Below are 24,379 nucleotides of genomic sequence, written 5' to 3'. Positions count from 1 at the left end.
TGAGCCCTGAGCCCTGAGCGCTGGGTCCTGGGTCCTGGGTCCTGGGTCCTGGGTCCTGGGTCCTGGGTCCTGGGTCCCGAAAAACCCTTCGTGCACTGCGCAATGACACCGGTTTACCAGAGCCGGTACAATGCCGGCGACGGGTCCCGAGTCCCCCTCGCTTGCCACCGGAGATGCCCATGTCGCTGTATTGCAAAACCCACTACGCCACCCATCCCGGAGCCGTGGCTGGCGCCAGCAACGACACCTTGCGCGAGCTGTACCTGCTCGACGGTTTGTTCGTGGACGGGGCGGTGACCCTCAAGTACACCCATTACGAGCGCTTCGTGATCGGCGGTGCCGCGCCACGCGAGACGCCGTTGGAATTGCCGCAGCAGACCGAGCCGGCTTCGGCCGCCGGCCACCCGTTCCTGGAGCGGCGCGAACTGGGCGTCATCAACGTCGGCAGCGGTACCGGCACGGTGACCGTCGATGGCACCGTCTACACGCTTGGGCCGAAGGATGGGTTGTACGTGGCGATGGGCAGCGAACAGGTGGTGTTCGCCTCGGCCGATGTTGGCAGCCCGGCGTTGTTCTATCTCGCCTCGACGCCGGCGCATGCGCGCTTCGACACCAAGCAGCTCTCCATCAAGGATGCGGTGGCGCTGGAGCGCGGCGCGCTGGAAACCAGCAATGAGCGCACCATCTACCAGTACATCGTCCCCGCCATCTGTCAGTCGTCGCAGCTGCTGCTGGGGCTGACGGTGCTCAAGCCGGGTAGCGTGTGGAACACCATGCCGCCGCACCTGCACGACCGCCGCAGCGAGGTGTATTTCTACTTCGATCTCGGCGCCAACGATCGCGTGTATCACTTCATGGGCGAGCCGCAGGCGCAGCGTCACATCGTGATGCAGAACAACGAAGCGGTGGTGTCGCCGCCGTGGTCGATCCATATGGGCGCCGGCACCAGCAACTACGCTTTCATCTGGGCGATGGGCGGCGAGAACCTGGATTACACCGACATGCACGTGCTGGACATCTGCCAGCTCAAGTAAGGCTTACACGCCGCCTGCGCGTTTGCCGGCGGCGTCCTCATCGAACGCGACATCACGCATCATCGAACGCGACATCACGCATCAGGAGCGACAAGGCAATGAGCAATCCGTTCAGTCTCGAAGGCAAGGTGGCGCTGGTCACCGGCGCCAATACCGGCCTGGGTCAGGGCATCGCGCTGGCGCTGGCGCAGGCAGGCGCCGACATCGCCGCCGCCGGCATCCAGGCGCCCACCGAGACCGAAGAAAAGGTCAAGGCCCTGGGCCGCCGGTTCCTGGCCATCGAGGCCAATCTGATCAGCATCGAGCCGGTGCAGCGCATCGTCGACGAAACCCTCGCCGGGCTGGGCGGGCTGGATATCCTGGTCAACAACGCCGGCTTGATCCGCCGCACCGATGCGGTGGATTTCAGCGAGCAGGATTGGGACGACGTCATCAACGTCAACCTGAAGTCGGCGTTCTTCATGTCGCAGGCGGCCGGACGCCACTTCATCGCCCAGGGCAGCGGCAAGATCATCAACATCGCCTCGATGCTGTCCTTCCAGGGCGGCATCCGGGTGCCGTCGTATACCGCCAGCAAGTCCGGCATCGCCGGCATTACCCGCCTGCTCGCCAACGAGTGGGGCAACAAGGGCGTGACCATCAACGCCATCGCTCCCGGCTACATGGCGACCGACAACACCGCCCAGCTGCGTGCCGACCAGGATCGCAACAAGGCCATTCTCGATCGCATCCCCGCAGGACGTTGGGGCGAGCCGGCCGATCTCGGCGGCACTGCGGTCTTCCTGGCCAGCCGGGCCTCGGACTACGTCAACGGCGCGATCATCCCGGTCGACGGCGGCTGGCTGGCACGCTGATCGATCATGCGGCGTCCTTCTCCCCGCCGGGAGAAGGTGCCGAACACTTCCCCAACCCAATCGGAGCATCCCCATGAAAATCGCACTGATGAATGAGTTCAGTCAGGCCGGCAAGAATCCGGTGATCCTGCAGCAGCTCAACGACGTGGCCGGCGAGCAGGGCCATCAGGTGTTCAACGTCGGCATGGACGGCGACAACGACCATCGCCTGACCTACATCCACCTGGGCATCATCGCCAGCCTGCTGTTGAACTCCAAGGCAGTGGACTTCGTGGTCGCCGGCTGCGGCACCGGCCAGGGCGCGATGATGTCGCTCAATGCGCATCCGGGCGTGTTCTGCGGCTATTGCATCGAGCCCACCGACGCCTACCTGTTCGCCCAGGTCAACAACGGCAATGCGTTGTCGCTGGCCTTCGCCAAGGGCTACGGCTGGGGCGCGGAAATCAATGTGCGCTACATCTTCGAGAAGGCCTTCAGCGGCGAGCGCGGGATGGGCTATCCGGCCGAGCGTCGCGAATCGCAGGCCGCCAACGCCGGCATCCTGACCCAGGTCAAGCAGGCGACCGCCAAGTCCTACCTGGAGGGCCTGCGCGCCATCGATCCGGAACTGATCAAGCAGGCCATCGGCGGCGAGCGCTTCCAGCAGTGCTTCTTCGACAACGCGCAGGACGCGGAGATCCGTCGCTTCGTCGCCGAGTTGCTGGGCAAGCGCGAAGCCGCTGCCGCTTGAGTGCGGTGGCATACCGATGCCTGCACTCCGCGAGGAATGCAGGCATCGGCATCGGCATCGTCGCCGTGCGCCTGTCCCGTATCGCAGTGCACGCCGCGTGCTGGCGGCGGCGTGCTCCGTGCGCGATGCGGTGAGCGCTGCATGGAGTCTGTCCTGATCGCTGGAGGGTCCTGGGTGCCGCGGGCGTTGGCCAACCCTCCTTGCGCGCAGCGCCGACGTGCGCGTGGCGACTGTTACAAAGCCGCCTCGCTCGTGGGCGCGCCTGGTGAGGCGAAACACCTGTTTGGTTGCGATTGATCCACGCAACACGCCGGGTAGCGGAATCATCACGCGAGCGCGCAGCGGACCCCGCTTCGCGGTGCATCGCGCAGCACCCCCAGCGATCCGGCTCGGAGCCTCTTATGCGTCGATTGTTCATCGGCCTGCTGTTGCTATGCTCCGGCATGGCGCAGGCTACGCCACAGCGTATCTTCATCGCCGGCGATTCCACCGCCGCCGCGTATGGCCCCGAGCGTGCGCCGCAAGCCGGATGGGGACAGATGCTGCAGAGCTGGTTCGATCCGGCGCAGTGGGAAGTGCGCAATCACGCCAAGGGCGGCCGCAGCACGCGCAGCTTTATCGCCGAAGGGCGCCTGGAGGACATCGCCAAACAGCTGCGGCGCGGCGATGTCGTGCTGATCCAGTTCGGCCATCACGATGCCAGGCGCGAGGACGCCAGCCGCTACACCGATCCGCAGGGCGACGACGTCCAGCTATTGCGGCGCTACATCGCGGTTGCACGCGACAACGGCGCCACGCCGATCCTGATCACGCCGGCCGCCCGCCTGCGCTACGACTTCGGTGCGCTGCTCGATACCCATGGCCGCTACACCCTGGCCATGCAGCAATTGGCGAGCGCCGAGCGGGTCGGCCTGATCGACCTCAATGCCAGTTCCAGCGACTGGATTCGCGCGCTTGGCGAACAGGCGGCCAAGCCGTACTTCCTGTTCACCGACAGCAAGGCGGACGGCACCCATTTCAGCCATGCCGGCGCGACCACGGTCGCCTGCCTCGTCGTGCAGGGTTGGATGCAGTTGCAGCCGGCATTGCGGTCGCAGCTACGCCGCGATGCCGATTGCGGCGTCGCAGCCGATGCCGCCGCACAGCGGGCCGCGCAGGCGCATCCCTCGCTGGTCGTACATGAGCGCGACCTGGCGCGGCAGCAGCCTGGACCGCACGGCGGTGCCGGTGCCACCACCGCCTATCCGTTCTTCGCCGACGCGCCCGGTTTGAAGTCGGTGCTGCGCAAGCGGGTATTGCACAAAGGCGCCGGCATCGGCTTGCACCTGCACGACAAGGACGAGATCTATTACATCGTCAGCGGCCGTGGTCTGTACGCATTGGATGGCAAACATTATGAGGTCGGCGCCGGCGATGCGCTGCTGACCCGGCCCGGCAGCAGCCACGCGCTGCAGCAGATCGGCGAAGAGGATCTGGTGATCCTGCTGAGTTATCTGCTGCCTGGATCCTGACGCCCGCTGCCGCCATGCGCATTGCCCACGCGCTCGGTCGGTTCACACCGCCGCTCAGGCTTTGTCGACGCCGTAATGCGCCAAACCCAGCCTGGGCAGTTCGTCCGAGCGTCGGTAATACACCTGCTCCCAGCCATCGACGCGTTGACGGTCGTTCTCGTTCATCGCATCGAGGATGTCCTCGATGCTGAGCAGATCCGGATCTTCCTCGAGGCGCTCGAACACGCCGCCCAGGCCCTCGATCGCCTGCCGCAGTTGTGCCGCGCCGATCGCTGCCAGCGCCTGCACTGCGCTGCTGCGGGTCAGCGTGTCCCAGCGATCGAAGTAGCGTGCATACCCGCTTTCGGTCATATCGGCGTCGAGGCGCGACAGCGCCACCAGCTCGCGCTCGCCCGGCGTCAGCGCTTCCAGATCGCCCCGCAGCGCGCTCAGCCGCGCCGTCGCACGGGCGATCCGTCGGCGCCACAGCAACTCGGGCATATTGAGCAGGCCAGTGTCGGTGGGGGGGGCCAGTGCGGGCCAATTGACGCCGTCGCCGTCGTCGGTGAACTGCCACTGCGCACGTTGCGCCGGGGTCGCCCGCAGCAGCAGGCGATGGGCCTGGATCGGTTCGTCGATCCGCATTCCGTTGGCCAGGGTGAACAGCAGGCGGGTGTCGTCCAGCTCCAGGCGCCGGATCCGCAAGTGCGTCAGGTCCATTGAGCGATGGCGATGTGACCAGGCATGACCTTAGTCCGGGCGAGCGATGGTGTCGAGTCGCGGCGGCCAGACGAGCGCGCCTGCGCTGCCCGCCTGCAGCACGCTCTAGACGTCGCCGTCGCGGCTCCAACCTTCGCCGTTGCCGCGCTGGAGCACCTGATCGGTCGCCAAGACATCGCCTGCCGGTAGCGGCGCTTGCTGCGCAAGCGCGGCGTAGATCGGCGTGAAGTCCGGGCTGGTGGCATCCATCAGCTGCGCGAAACTGTCGATCACGAAGTAGGTTTTCTGGAAGCTGTCGATGCGATAGCGCGTGCGCATGATGCGCTGCAGATCGAAGCCGATCCGGTTGGGCGCGGCAGATTCCAGCGAATACAGCGACTCGCCCTTGGACGAGACGATGCCCGCGCCATAGATGCGCAGCCCCTGCGGGGTGTCGATCAGGCCGAATTCCACCGTGTACCAGTACAGCCGGGTCAGGTTCTGCAGCGCCTCCGGGCCGATGCCGTGCGCCTTGACGCCGCCGCGGCCGTAGGCCTGCATGTAGTCGGCGAACAGGGGATTCATCAGCAACGGCACATGGCCGAACAGGTCGTGGAAGAGATCGGGTTCGGCGATGTAGTCGATCTGCTCGGGACGGCGAATCCACCAGGTCACCGGGAATCGCCGGTGGGCCAGGTGATCGAAGAAGTCCAGTTCCGGCAGCAGGCCTTGCACGCCGACCAGGGTCCAGCCGGTGGTCGCCTGCAGTACCTCGTTGAGTGCGGAGAAGCGCGGGATCTGCGTGGCATCCATGCCCATTGCGTCCTGCGCCTGCAGGAATTCGTCGCAGGCGCGCCCGACCAGCAACTCGCGTTGGCGGCGGTACAAGGTGCCCCAGGTGGCGTGGTCGTCGGCGCTATAGCCCTCCCAGGGCTGCTCGACCACCGCGGTGGTGTAGACCGGCACATAGCCCTTGTCGGTGAGCTGATTCTCGACACGTTGCGGCGCTGCGTTCATGGGAAGGCGCGGATGCGGGACCAGTGGTCACCTTAGCCAAACACGGGCGAAATAGGATTGCGAAAGTTGCGTGAGTCAAGCCGATCGGCGCAATATTTGTGCGTCTTTATCTGCTGCAGAGCAACAATGAGCGAGTCGATCACGCTTGATCGCACCGATCTTCGGCTGCTGGCCCTGCTGCAGCGGCAGGGGCGCAGCAGCAATGCGGAGCTGGCCGCACAGGTCAACCTGTCGGCATCGGCCTGCCTGCGCCGTATCCAGCGCTTGGAAGCCGCCGGCATCATCGCCAGCTATGGCGCGCGGCTGGATGCGCGCGCGCTCGGCCTGGGCCTGCAGGCATTCGTACGCGTGCAGCTGGCGCAGCACGGGCAGCCGGATATCGAACGCTTCGCCGAAGGCGTCCGCGGCTGGGACGAGGTGGTCGCCTGCTGGGCCCTGACCGGCGACATGGATTATCTGCTGCAGGTGCAGGTGCGCGATCTGGAGCACTTCTCGCGCTTTCTGCTCGATCGCCTGCTCAATGCCACTGGCGTGTCCGACGTCAACTCCAGCTTCGTCCTGCGCACGGTCAAGGCGCCGGAAGGATTGCCGCTGGCGCATCTGGGCTAGAGCGGCGCGCTGTGTTTTTCACGCACGCTAGCGTCGTTGCGAAAGGCGTGCGTGCCGTCGCGTGGTTTGATCACGGTTGACGTGTTCGCCATTGCATGCGGACCGGCGAGCGCAAGCGGCTGGCGGCAGGTACGCTTGCTGAAAAAATGATAACGATTTACATTTGCATAACGTCAGCCGCAGTCATGCGGCGTCCTCCTCGTCGAATCGCCAGCCTCCGGGCCAGCCAGCACGTCGCCCGGGCGGGATGCCTTTGCGCGCCGATCGCGCCCGTTACCGACGCGTTGCGTCCGTCCCATCGATGAGAATCCCCATGTTCGCCAAGCCGCTTCCCCTGGCCACGCTGTCTGCTGCGCTGTTGTGCGCGTTGACGATGACCTCGACCGCTGCACGCGCCGATGAGGCGACCGAGGCCAAGACGCTGGATCAGGTCAACGTCAGCGGCAGCATCAGCCGCGCGCAGCCGGCCACCACCACGCGCCTGCCGTTAAGCGTGCAGGAAACGCCGCAGTCGGTCAGCGTGATCGGGCTGCAGCGGTTGGAAGAGCAGTCACTCTTCAGCCTCGACGATGTGATGCGCAATGTCACCGGCGTCAACGTGTCCTTCTACGACACCCAACGGCCGCTGTACTTCGCACGCGGCTTCCAGATCACCGACTTCCAGGTCGACGGCCTGCCGACCTATAGCGGTGCCACCAACCAGGAATACGACACCGTGTTTTACGACCGGATCGAAGTGATCCGCGGCGCCAACGGGCTGCTGACCGGTGCCGGCATTCCGTCGGCCACGGTGAACCTGCTGCGCAAGCGCCCGGGCAAGGTCTTCGATGCTTCGTTCGCGGCCAGTGCCGGCAGCTGGGATTTCCGGCGCATGCAGGCCGACGTCAACGCCCCGTTGACCGACGATGGCCGTTTCCGCAGCCGCGTGGTGGCGGCCTGGCAGGACCGTGATTATTACTACGACCGCTACCACGACAGCAAAATGTCCGGCATGGCGGTGCTCGAGGGCGATCTCACCGACAGCACCACGCTCACCGTGGGCTACCAGCGGCAGGACAACACTCCGGTCGGTTCGACCTGGGGCACGGTGCCGTTCTTCGCTGCCGACGGCAGCTTCGCCCACTTGCCGCGCTCGACCAACCTGGCGCCGAAGTGGACACGCTGGCAGCGCGAGACCAGCACCGCGTTCGCCAATCTGGAACAGCGCTTCGGCGAGGACTGGCTGCTGCGCGTCAACTATGCGCACACCAAGGGCGAGGTGCAGAACCTGCGCGTCTACGGCACCGGCTACCTGGCCGCCGATGGCAGCGGCGTGTTTCTGCGCACGGCCGCTGGCGAAACCGCCGATACCCGCGACGGTCTGGACGTCTATCTGTCCGGCGGTTTCTCCTTGTTCGGCCGCGAGCACGACGTCGTCGTCGGCGGCAGCTGGCAGGATCTGCAAGCCACCACCTATCGGGTCAACCAGGCCTATCCAAGCGATTGGTCGACCTGCGTCAGCGCGACCGGCGTGCGCGAACGCTGCTATTTCATTCCCGATATCCGCCAGTGGGATGGCGATATCTCGGAAGTCACCTATGCGCGCACCGGCGCCCGTTCGGTGGCGCGAACCACCCAGCGCGGCGTCTATGCCTCCACCCGCCTGCGCCTGGCCGACCCGCTGTCGCTGATCGCCGGCGCGCGCCTGAGCACCTGGCAGACCCGCACCCAGGCCTTCAACGCCGCCGGCGGCTATACCGGCACCAGCGGCCGTTACAAGGTCAGCGACGAAGTCACCCCCTACGTCGGTGTGGTCTACGACCTGGTGCCGGAGGTGTCGTTGTATGCCAGCTACACCGAGATCTTCAATCCGCAGAACTACCGCGACAAGGACAACACCTTGCTTGCGCCGGTGGAAGGCTCCAACCTCGAAGCCGGCATCAAGGCGCAACTGCCCGGCGGCCGCGCGATGGTCACCGCGGCGGTGTTCGAGGCCAAGCAGGACAACTTCGCGGTGCGCGACACCAGCCAACCGGAAGGCACGCTGCCGGACGGCAGCTCGGCCTACATCGGCGTGGATGGCACCAAGAGCCGCGGTTGGGAAGTGGATTTCAACGGCGAAGTGCTGCCGGGCTGGACCATCAACGGTGGCTATACCCACGTCAAGGTCACCCGCGCCCCCACCGACGCGATCTACGCCAACCTGCCCGAGGACTTTCTGCAACTGTCCACGCAAGTGCGCCTGCCCGGCGCGTGGGAACGCCTGAGCCTGGGGGGCGGCGTCAGCTGGCAGAGCGCGGTGCGCGGCTTCAACATCGCCCGTCCCTTCGGCGATGGCAGCGGCGCCACCACCCCGGTGACGGTGGTGCAGAACGCCTATGCGCTGGTGCATTTCAACGCCAACTACCGCATCAGCACGCAGTGGACCGCCACGCTGGTGGTGCGCAATGCCTTCGACAAGACCTATTGGGCCAACCTGGACTACCAGAACTACGGCGAACCGCGCTTCGTCAGCCTGTCGCTGCGCTGGCGTTATTGAGGACTGCGGGGTATCGGTACCGCATCGCGGCCAGGGCCGCGCCTACAGGGGCGGTAACCGGGGCGGTCTGTTGCTGCGCTGGCGCTTGCTGAGGGCTGCGCGGGGGACGGTCCTGCATCGCGGCCGGGGCCGCTCCTACGGGGCCGCTCAGGCTGTCGACGATGGACCGAGCCAGCGCGTGGATGCGAAAACACGCCCGCGTTCGTCGGAGCGGCCCCGGCCGCGATGCGTATCGATCAACCCAGCCCGCGGTGCTCTGTAGGAGCGGCCCCGGCCGCGATGCCTTCCGCAGGTGCGGTCAGGCCGCTACCAGCGCCGCGTGGCCGCGCACCACGCGCCACACTTCATCTTCGGATCGTCTTCGGATCGCGCTGCCTTACGGCGCCACGCAGTCCGCCTCCTTGCCGCGCAGCTTGTCCCAGCGCGAACGCTGTTCCAGGCAGCGCTGATAGGCCTGCTGCTTGGCGGCTGTCGCCTGCTCGGCCGCACTGCGGCTGGCATCGCTACGTTGGCTCTGCAGCTGCGCGATCTTGGCGCGCAGCTGCGGCATCGCCGCCATCGCCGCGCGTTCGCCTTCCAGGATCGCCGCCGCGCGCTGGTTGAAATCGGCCGAGCCGATGTCGTTGACCTTGGGACGGATCACCACGTCGGCGCGTTTGAGTTCGGCTTCGCCCAGACGCTGGCCCATGATCGCGATCGACTGGTTGACGGTGCCGAGCAGGTCGCCGGGATTCTTGCCGCTGGCCTTGCTGGAGATGTCCACCGCCACCACGATGTCGGCGCCGAGCTGGCGCGCGGCATCCACCGGCACCGGGCTGACCACGCCGCCATCGACGTAGTGGTACTGGCCGATGCTGACCGGTTCGAACACGCCGGGAATGCTGCTGGACGCACGCACCGCCTGGCCGGCGTTGCCGCGCACGAACACCGTGCGCTCGCCGTCCTCCAGCCGCGTGGCCACTGCCGCGAACGGCTTGCGCAGCTTGTCGATCGGGGTGCCGCCGAGTTGCGCGTTGACGTAGTCCTGCAGCTTCTGGCCCTGCACCAGACCGCCGGAAAACAGCCGCACATCGCGGATGCTGGTCTGGTCCAGCGCCACCGCCTTCTCCTGCATCTGGAAGGCGTCCATGCCGCTGGCATACAGCGCACCGACCACGCTGCCGGCGCTGGTGCCGGCCACCACCGACGGCGCGAAGCCATTGGCTTCGAGCATCTTGATCACGCCGATATGCGCAAAGCCCTTGGCCGCGCCGCCGCCAAGCGCGATGCCGATCCGGACCGGCTTGGCCGTGGCGGGCGCCTGCACCACCGGTGCCGGCGTGGCTGGACGCGGTTCGCCGCCGCAGGCCGACAACAGGCCGAACACGGACAACAGAGCGAGGAGACGGGGACGACGGAGCGCAGTCATGGCAGGGAGCGAAGAGGAAGCGGCGAGGGAGGATACACGCTGCATCGCGCCGCCCGTCGCGCTGCAGCCCTGGCGTTTCATCGGCGGTTGCCGCGCCGGCGGCCGCGATCGCCCAGGTGTCGTGCGACCACGGCCGTCAGGCGCGGCTTACAGCCGGTTGTCGCCGTCCAGCAGGCGGCCCAGGCCGCCCAGCACCGAGCCTTCGCCCCGTTGCTGTCCGCCGGCCTGCGGGGCGGCCTGCAGCATGCGCCCGGCCAGGCGCGAGAACGGCAGCGATTGCAGCCAGACCTTGCCTGGGCCGGTGAGGGTGGCCAGGAACACGCCTTCGCCGCCGAAGAACATGCTCTTCAGGCCGGCCACGCGGCGCACGTCCATGTCCACGCTGGCGTGATAGGCAACCACGCAGCCGGTATCGACATCGAGACGCTCGCCCGCGCCGAGGGTGCGTTCCACCACCGTGCCGCCAGCATGCACGAACACCCAGCCGTCGCCTTCGAGCTTCTGCATGATGAAACCCTCGCCGCCGAACAGGCCGGTAAGGATCTTGCGCTGGAAGGCGATGCCTAGCGAGACCCCGCGCGCACCGGCCAGGAAGCTGTCTTTCTGGCAGATCAGTTGCCCGCCATGCTCGGACAGCCGCAGCGCCACCACGGTGCCGGGGTAGGGCGCGGCGAACGCCACCTTGGCCTTGCCGCTGCCGGCATGGGTGAACACCGTGGTGAACAGGCTTTCGCCGGTGACCACCCGTTTGCCGGCCGACAGCAACTTGCCCATCAGACCGCCACCGCCACTCTGGCCCGCGTGCGAGCCGTCGCCGAATACCGTGTCCATCTGCACGTCGGCGTCCTTGTACATCAGCGCGCCGGCCTCGGCGATGGCGCTTTCGCCCGGATCCAGCTCGACTTCGACGAATTGCATGTCGTTGCCGACGATGCGGTAGTCGATCTCATCTGCGCGAGCGCTGCCGCCGGTCAGGCGACCCAGGCCACCCAATGGCGGAGGCATGCTGCCGTCCCCCTGCAACTCGGCCAACTGGCGGGCCGGGGTCCAGCCATCGAGTCCATCGCGCCAGGCCAAGGCGTCGGGTTGGCGCTGGGCATGCGCCCGCGCGCCGGCCTCGTCGAGCGGGCCGATGCGGTCGGCTTGTCCGGGGGTATGGAAGTACCACTGGGCCATCGGGGCGACTCCTGTCTGGGAGGCCCGAGTCTACGCGTTGCGACCGGCGCGGCGTCCCCTGCCCAAGGTCATGCGTCGCCGACGCGCAGGGCAACGGCCGCGGTACCCGGCGCGCGGTCAGGGCGTCTGGACCGTCGCCCAGCAGCGCTCGCCCGCATGCTGCACCCGCACCGGGCCATCGAACACCGCCGACAGACTGGCGTCGGTCAGCAAGGCCTCGCGCGTGCCGTCGGCCACGACGCTGCCGGCGCGCAACAGGATCACCCGCGCGATCTCCGGCACGATCTCCTCGATGTGGTGGGTCACCAACACCAGGGTGATGCCCTGGCGCGCCAGCGCGCGCATGCTGTCCAGCAGATGCTGGCGCGCCACCAGATCCAGGCCGGTGGACGGCTCGTCCAGCAGCAAGGCCTGCGGGCGATTGACCAGCGCACGCGCAATCAACACCCGCCGGGTCTCGCCGGCCGACAATTCGGCATAACGGCGATCGAGTAAGGGCAGCGCACGCACCATCGCCAGCGCCTCGCGAACGCGCGTGCGCATGTCCTCGCTGACGTCACGATGCGGCGGCACCACGGTGCTGGCGAAGAAACCCGACAGCACTGCCGCTTCCACATCCAGACCGGGCATCTCGGCGAGCAGGCCGCTGAGGTCGCCGGTGACGATGCCCAGTTGCGACCGCAGCCGGTCGACCTGCCAGCGCGATTGGCCCAGCACCTTGACCGCCGGCTGGCCATCGCCGCGCGCCAGTGGGTACAGCTCGCGGGTGATCAGCTTGATGAAGGAGGATTTGCCGCAACCATTGGGACCGAGCAGGGCAGTGTGCTGGCCGAGGGCGATGCGCAGGCTCAGCGCATGCAGGACGCGCACCTGGCCGCGGACCACGCTGGCCTGGTCCAGTTCGATCAAGGGCGGTGAAACAGTGACGGAGGACTCGGTGCTGGCGCTCATGCAGGACATCGACGGACGAGGGGGAACGCATGCGGGGTGAACGACGCATGCTGTCGCAGCGACCCTACGCATCCGCAGGGTGAAGTTTGCCGCCATCGCCCCCATCATGTCTGCATTCGATAGGGGAATGCTGCTGCGTGGAGATGCCGATGTTGTCCGAGCCGATCGTCGACCTGCTGACCTCCGGCCTCGCCGGTCTGGGCGTGTGGGGCATGCTGGTGGTGCTGCTGGTATTCACCCAGCTGACCATCTTTGCGGTGACCTTGTATCTGCATCGCAGCCAGGCCCATCGCGGGGTGGATTTCCATCCGCTGATCGCGCACTTCTTTCGGTTCTGGACCTGGCTGACCACCTCGATGATCACCCGCGAATGGGTGGCCATCCATCGCAAGCATCACGCCAAGGTGGAAACCGAGGACGACCCGCACAGTCCGCAGATCAAGGGCATCGGGCGGGTGTTCTGGCGCGGGGTGGAGCTGTATCGCGAAGCGCGTGCGCAACGCGCCGATATCGAGCAGTACGGCAAGGGCGCGCCCAACGACTGGATCGAGCGGCATCTGTACACGCCGCATGCCAACGCCGGCCCGTTGGTGCTGTTGCTGCTCAACACCGTGATGTTCGGCCTGCCCGGCGTGGCGCTGTGGGCATTGCAGATGGCGTGGATTCCGTTCTGGGCGGCCGGGGTGGTCAACGGGTTGGGGCACTGGTGGGGCTATCGCAACTTCGAATCGGCCGACACCTCCACCAATCTGACGCCCTGGGGCGTGTGGATCGGTGGCGAGGAGCTGCACAACAACCACCACGCCTTCCCGAGTTCGGCGCGCTTCTCGATGCGCCGCTGGGAAGTGGACATCGGTTGGTGGGCGATCCGCGCCTTGCAGGCGGTCGGACTGGCCAAGGTGTTGCGGGTGGCGCCGTCGCTGGATGTGCGGCCCAACATCGCCGTCCCCGATGCCGACACGCTGAAGGCCTTGCTGTCGCATCGCTTCCAGGCCATGACCGACTACCAGCGCAACGTGCTCAAGCCGGCGTTGCGCGAGGAAGCCGCAGCCACCGGCGCCAAGCTGCGGCAATTGCTGCCGCGCCGGCTGCGCAAGGGCCTGGTCGACGACGGCCGCTGGCTCAAGCCCGATGCGCGCGCGCAGTTGCAGCAGTGGGTGGCGCAGCGCCCGCGCATGCGCACCCTGGTGGAGTACCGCGCGCGTCTGACCGCGGTGCTGGAGGCGCGCAGCCACGATGCCTCCGAACGGCTGAAGCAGCTGCAGCAGTGGTGTCACGAGGCCGAGGCCAGCGGCATTGCCGCGCTGCAGGCGTATGCCGCGCGTCTGAAGGGGTATGCGCTGAGTGGTTCCTGAGCTTGCGCGCGCACGGCGGCGGGTGCCGCGGCTGGTCATCGCGCTGCTGGGGATGGGCACGCTGGTCGGGGCGGCCCAGGCGCAGGTGCAGGACAGCCAGCAGTATCTGCAGCGCATGGATACCGATGGCGATGGCCGGGTCAGCCTGGACGAATACCTGGCCTGGATGAGCTATGCCTTCGACCAGCTCGATCGCAATCACGATGGCGTCCTGCAGGGCGACGAATTGCCAGGACGGCGCGGCAAGCCGATCACGCGCGAGGCGCACCGTGCCACGCTGATCGCGCGCTTCGCCCGCCAGGACGCCGATGGCGACGGCTATCTGAGCGCACGCGAACTGCTGGCGCCACCGCGCTGAGCGGTGGTCTTCGCGTCCGCCTGACGCGGCGCGCTGCAAGCTCGCGCGCATGCTCACTCTCGACCAGGTCAGCCGGCGCTACGGATCGACCCTCGCCCTCGACCAGGTCACGCTGAGCTTCGCCAGCGGCCGCACCACCGCCTTGATCGGTCCTAGCGGCGCCGGCAAGTCGACCGTGCTGCGGATGCTGGTCGGCCTGGAATGGCCCGATCACGGCAGCGTGCAGGTGCAGGGCGAGCCGCTGCAGCGCGATCGGCTGCAGGCGCAGCGCCAGCGCATCGGCTACGTCATCCAGGAAGGCGGTCTGTTTCCGCATCTGGATGCGCGCGCCAACGCCGCGCTGCTGGCACGCACGCTCGGCTGGTCGCACCAGCGCATCGAAGCGCGCTTGCAGGCGCTGTGTGCGCTGTGCCAGCTGCCGTTCGATCTGTTGGCGCGTTATCCGGCCGAGCTGTCCGGTGGCCAGCGCCAGCGCGTGGGGCTGATCCGTGCGCTGATGCTCGATCCGCCAGTGCTGTTGCTCGACGAACCGTTGGGCGCCCTGGATCCGATCGTGCGCCACGAACTGCAGGCGCAGATGCGCGCGCTGTTCGCGCAACTCGGCAAGACCGTGGTGCTGGTGACCCACGATGTCGCCGAAGCGGCCTACCTGGCCGAGACGCTGGTGCTGATGCGCGGCGGCCGGGTGTTGCAACAGGGCAGCACGCGCAGCCTGCTGGAACAGCCGGTGGACCCGTTCGTGCAACGTTTCCTCACCGCCCAGCGCAGCCTCGCCGAGGCCACCGCATGAGCGTGCGCTGGTGGCTGGCCATGCTGGTCTGCGTCTGCAACGCCGCTGTGGCCGCCACACCGGTCACGGTCGGCTCGAAGAACTTCACCGAGGCGGTGATCCTGGGCGAGATCGCCACTGCCGCCGGTCGCCAGGCAGGCGTGGACGTGCGCCATCGCGCCCAGCTCGGCGGCACGCGCATCCTCTGGCGCGCGCTGGAGAGCGGGCAGATCGATGTCTATGCCGAATACACCGGCACGCTGGCGCAGGAGCTGCTGCAGCTGCCCAAGGCCGACCAAGCGCAGCTGCGCGCCGCGCTGGACGCTCGGGGATTGGCGATGACCGGGTCGTTGGGATTTGCCAATACCTACGCCTTCGGCATGCGCCGCGAGCAGGCGCAGGCGTTGGGGATTGCCACGCTGTCGGACCTGGCCCACCATCCGACGCTGAAGATCGGCGTGAGCAATGAATTCATGCAGCGTGCCGACGGCTGGCCCGGCGTGCGTCGCGCCTATGCCCTGCCGCAGACCGCCACCGGGCTGGATCACGACCTGGCCTATCGCGCCCTGTACAGCGGTTCCATCGACGTCACCGATCTGTACAGCACCGACGCCGAAATTCCGTATTACCGCCTGCAGGTGCTTGCCGACGACCGTCACTACTTTTCCGACTACCAGGCGGTGTTCGTCTATCGCAAGGACCTGGTCAGCCGTTCGCCAGCGATGGTGGCCAGCTTGCAGCGTCTGCAAGGCCGCATCGACGCGGCCACCATGCAGCGGCTCAATGCGCAGGTGAAATTGCAGCACCAGCCCGAGGTCACCGTTGCGGCGCAATGGCTGGGCGTGCGCGCGACCGCTGCCAGCAATGGGCGAGTTGCGCGCTTGTGGCAGCACACGCGCGAGCATCTGGCGCTGGTCGGTCTCTCATTGGGGCTGGCCTTGCTGCTGGCATTGCCGTTGGGCGTGCTGGCGGCGCGGCGGCCGTGGCTGGGGCAATGGGTGCTATCGCTGACCGGTGTGTTGCAGACGCTGCCGTCGCTGGCAGTCTTCGTCTTCATGATTCCGCTGTTCGGCATCGGCGCACGCCCGGCGATCGCCGCCCTGTTCCTGTACAGCCTGTTGCCGATCGTGCGCAATACGCATGCCGGTCTGACCTCGATTCCACGCGAGCTGCGACAGACCGCCGAGGCGATCGGACTGCCGGCGTGGACGCGGCTGTGGCGGGTGGAGCTGCCGCTGGCCCGCCGCACCATCGTGGCCGGTATCCAGACCGCGGCGGTGATCAATGTCGGCACGGCGACCCTGGGTGCGTTGATCGGTGCCGGCGGCTACGGTCAGCCGATCCTGACCGGCATTCGCCTGGACGATATCGGCCTGATCCTGGAAGGTGCGGTGCCCGCGGCACTGCTCGCGTTGCTGGTGCAGGCGCTGTTCGAGGGCCTGGAGCGCTGGGCGACGCCCCGCGGCCTGCGCATCGGTCGCGACCGCGTGCCTGCCTGAGGCGAACCGGGCGCCGGCATGCGGCGGTCGTGTCTGCGCATGCCGCGCGCTCGTGCCTCAGGGCTGCCCAAGCGCCGCCACCGCCGCCTGCAGCGCTGGTGGTTGCACATGCAGATACGGCGCGATGCGCAGTCGGCCATGGCGGCGCGTGCAGATGACGCCCTGCGCGCGCAGTCGCTGTGTCGCCGCGTCCAGTTGCGCGGCTGGCGGCTGCAGTGCGGTCAGATGCGACGCATGCTGCGGCGTGCGCCAATCGGCCAGGCCTGCTGCCTGCAAGGCGGCGTCCCACTGCGCGGTGAGTTCGCCCAGCGCCTGCGCGATGCGCGGCGGTTGCCAGGCAGCGATCTGCTGCAAGGCCACCGTTGCCATGGCGATGCGCAGAGGATCGGCGACGCCGCCAGCATCGAAGCGGCGCGCGCCCTGGCGATAGGCCGGCATGCGCTCGAGCGGAAATTCCCAACTGCTGCCGGCATCGCGGCCGATCCAGTGCTCCTCGAGCGGCAGCCCGTGCGTGCGCCAGCGCGGTGCGACCCACAGCCATGCCAGTCCCATCGGACCGAGCAACCATTTGTGACCGACGCTGACCACGAACGCCGGACGCCAGCGCGCCAGGTCGGGCGACATGACGCCCAGACTCTGACTCAGATCCAGCACCAGCGCCGCTCCGCGTGCATGCACTGCAGCGCTGATACGGTCCAGGTCCAATCTGCGCCCATCCAGCCAGTACACCTGCGGCAGGCTGACGATCGCCAATGCAGGCGCTTGTTCGATCGCCTGCACAACGGCATCGCTGAGCTCGGTGTCGCGTGGCGTCGGCACTGCCAGCAACTGCGCCTGCTGCTCGCTGCAGCGGCGCTGCCAGATCAGCAGATTGGAGGGAAACTGTCCTTCCAGCAGCAGCACCGTACTGCCGCGTGGCAACGGCAGATTGTGCGCGGCGATGGCCAAGCCATGGGCGGCCGAGGGCTGCAGTGCCAGCGCCTCGGCGTCGCCGTCGAACAGCAGCGCTGCCAGCGCACGCAGCCGTTCGATATCGGCCATCCACGCGTCGAATGGCAGACGCCACGGCGCGGAAAGCGCGTCGATGGCCGCGTGTGCGATCGTTTGCACCGCACGCAACGCCGGTCCGCGCGAGGCCGCATCCAGATACAGCACATCGTCGGGAATGGCAAAGGCTTGCTGGCGCGACGGCCAGGGAACGGGATCGGGGAGCAGGCTGGACAGCAAGGTCGTCATCGGCACAGCTTACGCGTACTGCTTGATGACACGGTGGCCAGCGTGCCCACACGGCACGTTCACGTGTGCTGGCCAAGCATACGTCGATGTCTGCAATCCCACCCCTGTCGGTCGACCGCCAGCCACGGCATCTGCCTCTGCTGGAGCGGTTCGCCCAGACCCGGGCATTGAGCGACCACCTCGCCGCGCCGTTGAGCGCTGAGGATGCGATGGTGCAGAGCATGCCCGATGCCAGTCCGAGCAAATGGCATTTGGCCCATACCAGCTGGTTCTTCGAGCGGTTCGTGCTGCAGACCGATCCTGGCTATCGGGTTTTCGATCCGGCGTGGGACTATCTGTTCAACAGTTACTACCAAAGCGTGGGCCCGATGCATGCACGCGCGCGCCGCGGTGTGCTGTCGCGCCCCTCGCTGCAGCAGGTGCGCGACTATCGCGCCCATGTCGATGTGCAGATGCAGCGACGCCTGCAGGAGGGCGATCTCGATCCCCAGGCCTGCACCATCGTGCAACTCGGCATCCAGCACGAACAGCAGCACCAGGAGTTGCTGCTGACCGACATCAAACATGCGCTGTGGAGCAATCCGCTGCAGCCGGCATATCGAGAGACCGCCGCTGCGCCTGCCAGTCGCGCGTGTCCGCTACGTTGGCAGTCGCGCGAGGAGCGCATCGTCGAGATCGGTGCGCCCGCCTGGCCGCAGGCCGAGGACTTCGCCTACGACAACGAATCGCCGCGTCATCGCGTGCTGGTGCCGGCGCATGCGCTGGCCAGCCGGGTGACCACCAACGCCGAGTACCAGCAGTTCATCGACGATGGCGGCTACCGCAACGCCGGCCTGTGGCTCAGCGATGGCTGGGCGATGGTGCAGGCGCAGCAGTGGCAGCATCCGTTGTACTGGGACAACGAGGGCCGAGAGTTCACGCTGTCCGGTTGGCGTGAGCGCGATCCGCATGCACCGGCCTGCCATCTCAGTCTGTTTGAGGCCGATGCCTTCGCGCGCTGGGCCGGCGCGCGCCTGCCTCGCGAGGCCGAGTGGGAACAGGCAGCGGCAGGCGTAACGGTGCAGGGCAACTTCGTCGATAGCGACGTGCTGCATCCCTGCGCCGCGCCTGCCTTGGATACCGGCCTGCAGCAGCTGTTCGGCGATGTCTGGGAATGGACCGGCAGCGCCTATCTGCCGTATCCGGGGTTTGCACCCTGGCCTGGGTCATTGGGCGAATACAACGGCAAATTCATGAACGCGCAATGGGTGCTGCGCGGTGGCAGTTGCGCCACCCCAGCCACTCACATGCGCGCCAGCTATCGCAATTTCTTCCCCTCCGATGCGCGTTGGCAGTTCGCCGGCGTGCGCCTAGCCAAGGATCTGTCGTGAACGCAGCCGCCCATGCCGTGCAACGCGCCCACGCGGCGCTCACCGATCTGCGCCCGCAGCCCGATGACATCACCGCCGATGCGCTGGCCGGGTTGTCGCAAACGCCCAAGACGCTGCCGTCCAAGTATTTCTACGACGCCCGCGGCTCGCAGTTGTTCGAGGACATCACCCGGCAACCAGAGTACTACCTCACCGGTACCGAGTTGAGCCTGCTGGAGGCCAGCATGCCGTCGATCGCGCAGGCGATCGGCGCCGGCGTACACGTGGTCGAGTACGGCAGCGGTAGCGGCCGCAAGACCGAACTGTTGCTGCAGGGATTGCGCGACGTGGTGGCCTATACGCCACTGGAGATCTCGCGCACGGCGCTACTGGACAGCACGGCGCGGCTGTCCCAGCAATTCCCGCAGATCCAGATGTTGCCGGTGTGCACCGACTTCACCCGGCCGCTGCGTCTGCCCGATGCGCAGCGGGCCGCGCGCCGGCACCTGGTGTTCTTCCCCGGTTCGACCCTGGGCAATTTCACCGAACCGGCCGCCATCGCGCTGCTGGATGCGATGCGCCAGACCATGGGGCAGGACGGCTGCGCGTTGATCGGCATCGACCTGGACAAGGACACCGCGCTGATCGAGGCCGCCTACAACGATGCGGCCGGTGTCACCGCGGCGTTTACCCTGAATCTGCTGGCGCGGCTGAATCGCGAGATCGGCAGCGATTTCGATCTGGAGGGGTTCCGCCATCGTGCCGTGTATGCGCGCGCGCGGGGCCGCATCGAAACCTTCCTGGTCAGCCAGCGTGCGCAGACGGTGCGGGTTGGCGGGCAGGAGATTGGCTTCGACGACGCTGAGGCGATGCAGGTGGAATACAGCTACAAGTACACCGATGCGCGCTTTGCCGAACTGGCCGCTGCCGCCGGCTTGAAGGTCACCCATGGCTGGAACGACGCCAAGGACTGGTTCGGCCTGCGCCTGCTGCGCCCGCTCTGAGCGCGACGACTCCGCGCACGTCCGCCGGTCCGGACCCTGCACCGGCCACGATTGCCGCGACCATCGTTCGGCTGCTCGCCCATCGCGAGGCCGGACGCACGGCATGTCCTTCCGAGGTTGCGCGTGCTATCGCGGACGACCCGAAGCGCTGGCGTGCGTTGATGCCGCAGGTCCGCCTGGTGGCGGCGACATTGCGCGCTCAGTGCATCATCGTCGTCACCCAGCGGGGCAAGCCCGTGGATCCTTGCACTGCGCGCGGTCCGATCCGGCTTGCACGCGGTTCGCATTTCCCTTACTGATCGAGCGCCGCTGGGTATCTGCAGCAAGCGGCGCCGATCCAAACCAAGAGCGGCTCTAAGGATGGCGGCAATATTGCCCTGACCCAGACAAGCCGACGCGCCGTTGCGATGCATCCGCACGCCACATTGCGCAGGCACGTCTCTGCCCGCGCGGTCGGTGCTGCCGCCGACCGCGCACTGCATCAGGCGACCTGGACGATATGCAGCGCCTTGGGGTTGCGCCACTGCGCCAACAGCCGTGCCTGCCGCGCCTGCGCTTCCTGCAGATGCGCTTCCTTGACGTGACCATAGCCGCGGATGTGCTCGGGAACGCTGGCGATCTGCACCGCCAGCGTCAGGTTGTCCGCATCCAGCCGTTCAAGCAGGGTGTCCACGATGGTTGCGTAGTCGGCGATCAACTGCCGCTCGCTGCGGCGCTCGGCGGTGTAGCCGAATGGGTCCAGCTTGCCGCCACGCAGGAACTTCAGGCGTGCCAATAGCTTGAACGCCGTCAGTACCCACGGGCCGTACTCGCGCTTGCGCAGGTGTCCGTGCGCATCCTTGCTGGCCAACAACGGCGGTGCCAGATGGAAGCGCAGCCGGTAGTCGCCGTCGAACTGCTGCTGCACGCGCCGCAGGAAGTCGCCACGGGTATACAGCCGTGCCACTTCGTACTCGTCCTTGTAGGCCATCAGCTTGAAGCCATAGCGGGCCACCGCGGCGGTCAATGCACTGCTGCCGGGCACGCGCTGGTGCTCGTGCGTGCGCACGCGTTCGACCAGGGCGCGGTAGCGCTGTGCGTAGGCCGCATCCTGGTAGTCGGTGAGGAAGGCCACGCGGCGGGCAATGGCCTCATCCAGCGATTGCGCCGGCAGTTCGTCGTCCAGGGCCGTGGCGCGGTCGCCATCGTCCGGCGTGCCGCCTTCGGCCTGTTGCGCAAGTGCGCGCGGTGCGCTCTGGCCGGCCAGGTCGTGTTGTTCCCAGCTGCCCGGCGCGCGCGCTGCCGGTGTGTCGGCATGCGTGTCGGCGTGCACGCCGGCGAGCGGAATGCCGGCGGCGCGATGCACTGCCGGCAGGTCGATCGCCGCCAGCCGTCCCCAGGCGAAGGCCTGCTGGTTCATCGCCACGGCCGCGCCATTGAGTTCGATCGCGCGCATCAGCGAGGCATGCGACAACGGCACCAGTCCCTGCTGCCAGGCATAGCCGAGCACGAACAGATTGCTGGCGATCGCATCGCCGAGCAATGCGGTCGCCAGTTGCGTGGCGTCCAGCAGCAAGGGCTCGCGACCGCCGAGCGCAGTGCGTACGCCGGCGATGATCTCTGCAGCCGGGAACTGCAGATCCGGCTGGGAAGTAAAAGTGCCGGGCATCGCCTCATAGGTATTGAGCACAACCTCGGTCCGGCCATCGCGCACCTTGGACAACGCCCAGTAATCGTTGACCACCACCATGTCGCAGCCCAGCACCAGATCCGCCTCGCCGGCGGCGATGCGCACCGCATGGATGTCCTGCGGCTGGCGCGCGATGCGGATATGGGTGGTGACTGCGCCGCCCTTTTGCGCCAGACCGGTCTGGTCCAGCACCGTCGCACCCTTGCCTTCCAGGTGCCCGGCCATGCCCAGCAGCGCGCCGATGGTCACCACGCCAGTACCGCCGACGCCGGTGATCAAGATGTTCCAGGGGCGCTCCAGCGCGGTGCGCGGCTGCGGTGCAGGCAGGTGTTCCAGCAGTGCACCGGCGGTCCGCCGCTGGCCCTTGCGCAGGGTGCCGCCATGTACGGTGACGAAGCTGGGGCAGAAGCCACTGACGCAGGAATAGTCCTTGTTGCAATTGGATTGATCGATCTCGCGCTTGCGGCCGAATTCGGTCTCCTTCGGCAGCACCGACACGCAGAAGCTCTTTTCGCCGCAGTCGCCGCAGCCCTCGCACACCAGCGAGTTGATCATTACTCGCTTGGGCGGATCGACCAGTTTGCCGCGCTTGCGACGGCGGCGCTTCTCGGTGGCGCAGGTCTGATCGTAGATCAGGATCGACACCCCCTTGATCGTGCGCAGCCGCTGCTGCACCGCGTCCAGTTCGCTGCGATCGTGGAAGGCCACCTCGCTGGGGAACAGATCGCGCCGACGCGTCCATTTGCCGATGTCGTCGCTGACCACCACGATCTCGTGAATGCCCTCGGCACGCAGCTGATGGGCGATGTCGGGCACGCTTAGCGTGCCGTCCACCGGTTGCCCGCCGGTCATCGCCACCGCATCGTTGTAGAGGATCTTGTAGGTGATGTTGACCCCGGTGGCGACCGACTGGCGAATCGCCAGCGAGCCGCTGTGGAAATACGTGCCATCGCCCAGGTTCTGGAACACATGCGGGGTATCGGTGAACGGCGCCTGCCCGGACCAGGTGACGCCTTCGCCCCCCATGTGGGTGAAGGTGTCGGTGGCGCGGTCCATCCAGGTCACCATGTAGTGGCAACCGATGCCGGCGAGCGCGCGCGAACCTTCCGGCACCGCGGTGGACGTGTTGTGCGGACAGCCGGAGCAATAGTGCGGCACGCGTGGGAACGCCGCACGCGGCAAGGCCATCTCTGCCTCCTTGGCGTCCATCCAGCGCAACCGCTGTTCGATCGATTCGGTGGTGAAAAAGCGCTGGATGCGGCGGCCGATGACGCCGGCGATGGTGGCCGGCGTCAACTCGCCGGTGGACGGCAGGATCCAGCTGCCGTGCTCGTCGTATTTGCCGACGATGCTCGGCCGCGGTCCAGCACTGGTCGGCCAGTTGTAGAACAGCTCCTTCATCTGCCGCTCGATGAAGGCCTTCTTCTCTTCCACTACCACGATATCTTCCAGCCCCTGCGCGAAAGCGCGGATGCCGTGCGGTTCCAATGGCCAGGTCATGCCGACCTTGTAGACGCGAATGCCGATCCGTGCACAGGCCTCGGCATCGAGGCCCAGATACTCCAGCGCCTGCAAGACATCCAGATAGCTCTTGCCCGTGGTGACGATACCAAGCCTGGCCTGCGGCGAATCCAGCACCACCTGATCGATCTGGTTGGCGCGCGCGAACGCCTGTGCGGCGGCCACCGCATAGCGGTGCAGGCGCATTTCCTGGTCCATCGGCGGATCGGGCCAACGGATGTTGAGTCCGCCCGGCGGCAGCGCGAAATCCTCCGGCAGCACGATGCGGCGCGCGAACGGATCGACCTCGACCGAGGCAGACGACTCCACCGTCTCGGCGATGGTCTTGAAGCCGATCCAGCGCCCGGTGTAGCGGCTCATCGCCCAACCCAGCAAGCCCATGTCCAGGATGTCCTGCACACCGGCAGGATTGAGGATGGGCATCATCGCGCTGACGAATTCGTCTTCCGACCCATGCGGCAGCGTCGAGCTGCGGCAGGCATGATCGTCGGCCGCCAACGCCAGCACGCCGCCATAGGGCGAGGTGCCAGCGGCGTTGCCGTGCTTGAAGACGTCGCCGCTGCGGTCCACGCCCGGGCCTTTGCCGTACCACATGCCGTACACGCCCTGTACCTTGGCGCCGGGGAACAGCGGAGTCTGCTGGGTGCCCCAGACCATCGTCGCCGCCAGGTCCTCGTTGAGGCCGGGGGTGAAGGTCACCTTGGCGGCTTCCAGATAGCGACGAGCACGCCACAATTCCAGGTCGAGCCCGCCTAGCGGGCTGCCGCGATAGCCGCTGACGAAGCCGGCGGTGTTCAAGCCCTCGGCGTTGTCGCGCCACTGCTGCATCAACGGCAAACGCACCAGCGCCTGTACGCCGGACAGATAGATGCGCCCGTGCGTGCGTTGGTACTTGTGCTCCAGCGTGTAGTCGGCATCCACGACGCCTTCTGCGTCCGACACGTGCGCGGAGGCGGGCGAGGAAAGTTCAGCAGTACTGGTCATGGCATGCCCGAGAAGGGTGGCTGGAAGCCGGGGGAAGCCCCTGTGGCGCAGGCATTCTAGCAGCGGCATCGAGGCTGCCCACGCTTGTGCGGATGCGTCGCCGCGATAGTCCGGTTAGGATGACCGCGGGATGGGTCGTTGCTGTCAGG

The 24,379-nt window shown here is 67.1% G+C and carries 20 protein-coding genes; 13 read left to right on the top strand and 7 right to left on the bottom strand.

The window, feature by feature from the left end; genetic code table 11:
• Window positions 1–179 precede the first annotated feature (179 nt).
• The 4 genes from kduI (at window position 180) to CKY51_RS06820 (ending at window position 4,129) form a co-directional block, all read left to right on the top strand.
• Window positions 180–1,034, top strand: coding sequence for a 5-dehydro-4-deoxy-D-glucuronate isomerase (gene kduI / locus CKY51_RS06835; protein WP_022973734.1), 855 nt, complete (start codon window positions 180–182; stop codon window positions 1,032–1,034).
• A 98-nt stretch (window positions 1,035–1,132) separates the two neighbouring features.
• Complete coding sequence (kduD, locus tag CKY51_RS06830) at window positions 1,133–1,888, top strand: 2-dehydro-3-deoxy-D-gluconate 5-dehydrogenase KduD (RefSeq protein WP_022973733.1); 756 nt, start codon at window positions 1,133–1,135, stop codon at window positions 1,886–1,888.
• Between the two features lie 73 nt (window positions 1,889–1,961).
• Window positions 1,962–2,618, top strand: coding sequence for an RpiB/LacA/LacB family sugar-phosphate isomerase (locus CKY51_RS06825; protein ID WP_022973732.1), 657 nt, complete (start codon window positions 1,962–1,964; stop codon window positions 2,616–2,618).
• Between the two features lie 401 nt (window positions 2,619–3,019).
• Window positions 3,020–4,129: a cupin domain-containing protein gene (locus CKY51_RS06820; protein WP_022973731.1), complete on the top strand. Its 1,110-nt coding sequence runs from the start codon at window positions 3,020–3,022 to the stop codon at window positions 4,127–4,129.
• Window positions 4,130–4,183: 54 nt separating this feature from the next.
• On the opposite strand, the gene CKY51_RS06815 is transcribed toward CKY51_RS06820, so the two are convergent.
• Together CKY51_RS06815 and phhA are read right to left on the bottom strand one after the other, a co-directional pair.
• The gene (locus CKY51_RS06815) at window positions 4,184–4,828 is read right to left on the bottom strand and encodes a DMP19 family protein (protein ID WP_022973730.1); all 645 of its coding nucleotides are present in this window, start codon (window positions 4,826–4,828) and stop codon (window positions 4,184–4,186) included.
• A 105-nt stretch (window positions 4,829–4,933) separates the two neighbouring features.
• Window positions 4,934–5,824 carry a phenylalanine 4-monooxygenase gene (phhA, locus tag CKY51_RS06810; protein WP_022973729.1) on the bottom strand — a complete coding sequence of 297 codons (891 nt, stop codon included), beginning with the start codon at window positions 5,822–5,824 and terminating at the stop codon, window positions 4,934–4,936.
• Window positions 5,825–5,950: 126 nt separating this feature from the next.
• On the opposite strand from phhA, the gene CKY51_RS06805 reads away from it, so the two are divergent.
• Both CKY51_RS06805 and CKY51_RS06800 read left to right on the top strand, forming a co-directional pair.
• Window positions 5,951–6,433 (top strand): Lrp/AsnC family transcriptional regulator, encoded by a 483-nt coding sequence (locus tag CKY51_RS06805; protein WP_031340476.1) that lies wholly within the window; start codon window positions 5,951–5,953, stop codon window positions 6,431–6,433.
• 313 nt (window positions 6,434–6,746) lie between these two features.
• Window positions 6,747–8,951, top strand: coding sequence for a TonB-dependent siderophore receptor (locus CKY51_RS06800; protein ID WP_022973727.1), 2,205 nt, complete (start codon window positions 6,747–6,749; stop codon window positions 8,949–8,951).
• A 376-nt stretch (window positions 8,952–9,327) separates the two neighbouring features.
• Here CKY51_RS06800 and CKY51_RS06795 read toward each other — a convergent pair whose 3' ends face one another.
• The 3 genes from CKY51_RS06795 to CKY51_RS06785 all read right to left on the bottom strand — a co-directional run bounded on the left by CKY51_RS06795 (window position 9,328) and on the right by CKY51_RS06785 (window position 12,486).
• A complete protein-coding gene (locus tag CKY51_RS06795; RefSeq protein WP_022973726.1) occupies window positions 9,328–10,359 on the bottom strand; it encodes a patatin-like phospholipase family protein in 1,032 nt (343 codons plus the stop codon).
• A gap of 147 nt (window positions 10,360–10,506) precedes the next feature.
• Complete coding sequence (locus CKY51_RS06790) at window positions 10,507–11,535, bottom strand: TIGR00266 family protein (protein ID WP_022973725.1); 1,029 nt, start codon at window positions 11,533–11,535, stop codon at window positions 10,507–10,509.
• Between the two features lie 117 nt (window positions 11,536–11,652).
• Window positions 11,653–12,486, bottom strand: a complete 834-nt coding sequence (locus tag CKY51_RS06785; protein ID WP_022973724.1) for an ABC transporter ATP-binding protein — start codon at window positions 12,484–12,486, stop codon at window positions 11,653–11,655.
• A 149-nt stretch (window positions 12,487–12,635) separates the two neighbouring features.
• On the opposite strand from CKY51_RS06785, the gene CKY51_RS06780 reads away from it, so the two are divergent.
• From CKY51_RS06780 to CKY51_RS06765, 4 genes are read left to right on the top strand one after another with little or no spacing between them, the layout of a single operon-like run.
• Complete coding sequence (locus tag CKY51_RS06780) at window positions 12,636–13,841, top strand: DesA family fatty acid desaturase (protein ID WP_031340474.1); 1,206 nt, start codon at window positions 12,636–12,638, stop codon at window positions 13,839–13,841.
• A gap of 52 nt (window positions 13,842–13,893) precedes the next feature.
• Window positions 13,894–14,199, top strand: coding sequence for an EF-hand domain-containing protein (locus CKY51_RS06775; protein WP_052172294.1), 306 nt, complete (start codon window positions 13,894–13,896; stop codon window positions 14,197–14,199).
• A 49-nt stretch (window positions 14,200–14,248) separates the two neighbouring features.
• Complete coding sequence (locus CKY51_RS06770) at window positions 14,249–14,989, top strand: ATP-binding cassette domain-containing protein (RefSeq protein WP_022973721.1); 741 nt, start codon at window positions 14,249–14,251, stop codon at window positions 14,987–14,989.
• Window positions 14,986–16,467 carry an ABC transporter permease/substrate-binding protein gene (locus tag CKY51_RS06765; protein ID WP_152249010.1) on the top strand — a complete coding sequence of 494 codons (1,482 nt, stop codon included), beginning with the start codon at window positions 14,986–14,988 and terminating at the stop codon, window positions 16,465–16,467. Before CKY51_RS06770 ends, CKY51_RS06765 begins: the two co-directional genes overlap by 4 nt.
• Window positions 16,468–16,524: 57 nt before the next feature.
• Here CKY51_RS06765 and CKY51_RS06760 read toward each other — a convergent pair whose 3' ends face one another.
• Window positions 16,525–17,703, bottom strand: coding sequence for an aminotransferase class V-fold PLP-dependent enzyme (locus CKY51_RS06760; RefSeq protein WP_022973719.1), 1,179 nt, complete (start codon window positions 17,701–17,703; stop codon window positions 16,525–16,527).
• An 86-nt stretch (window positions 17,704–17,789) separates the two neighbouring features.
• Between CKY51_RS06760 and egtB the strand changes: the two genes are divergently transcribed.
• From egtB to CKY51_RS06745, 3 genes are read left to right on the top strand one after another with little or no spacing between them, the layout of a single operon-like run.
• Window positions 17,790–19,073, top strand: coding sequence for an ergothioneine biosynthesis protein EgtB (gene egtB / locus CKY51_RS06755; RefSeq protein WP_031340473.1), 1,284 nt, complete (start codon window positions 17,790–17,792; stop codon window positions 19,071–19,073).
• Window positions 19,070–20,056 carry an L-histidine N(alpha)-methyltransferase gene (gene egtD, locus CKY51_RS06750; protein WP_022973717.1) on the top strand — a complete coding sequence of 329 codons (987 nt, stop codon included), beginning with the start codon at window positions 19,070–19,072 and terminating at the stop codon, window positions 20,054–20,056. The genes egtB and egtD overlap by 4 nt, the downstream gene beginning before the upstream one ends.
• A complete protein-coding gene (locus tag CKY51_RS06745) occupies window positions 20,005–20,355 on the top strand; it encodes a DUF3253 domain-containing protein (protein WP_425479902.1) in 351 nt (116 codons plus the stop codon). The genes egtD and CKY51_RS06745 overlap by 52 nt, the downstream gene beginning before the upstream one ends.
• Window positions 20,356–20,537: 182 nt before the next feature.
• Here CKY51_RS06745 and CKY51_RS06740 read toward each other — a convergent pair whose 3' ends face one another.
• Window positions 20,538–24,230 carry an indolepyruvate ferredoxin oxidoreductase family protein gene (locus CKY51_RS06740; protein WP_152249009.1) on the bottom strand — a complete coding sequence of 1,231 codons (3,693 nt, stop codon included), beginning with the start codon at window positions 24,228–24,230 and terminating at the stop codon, window positions 20,538–20,540.
• Between the last annotated feature and the right edge of the window lie 149 nt (window positions 24,231–24,379).

It is taken from the genome of Xanthomonas maliensis (genome assembly GCF_009192945.1).
In the GTDB taxonomy this organism is placed as follows: Bacteria; Pseudomonadota; Gammaproteobacteria; order Xanthomonadales; family Xanthomonadaceae; genus Xanthomonas; species Xanthomonas maliensis.
This window is presented reverse-complemented; position numbering and strand designations above follow the sequence as displayed.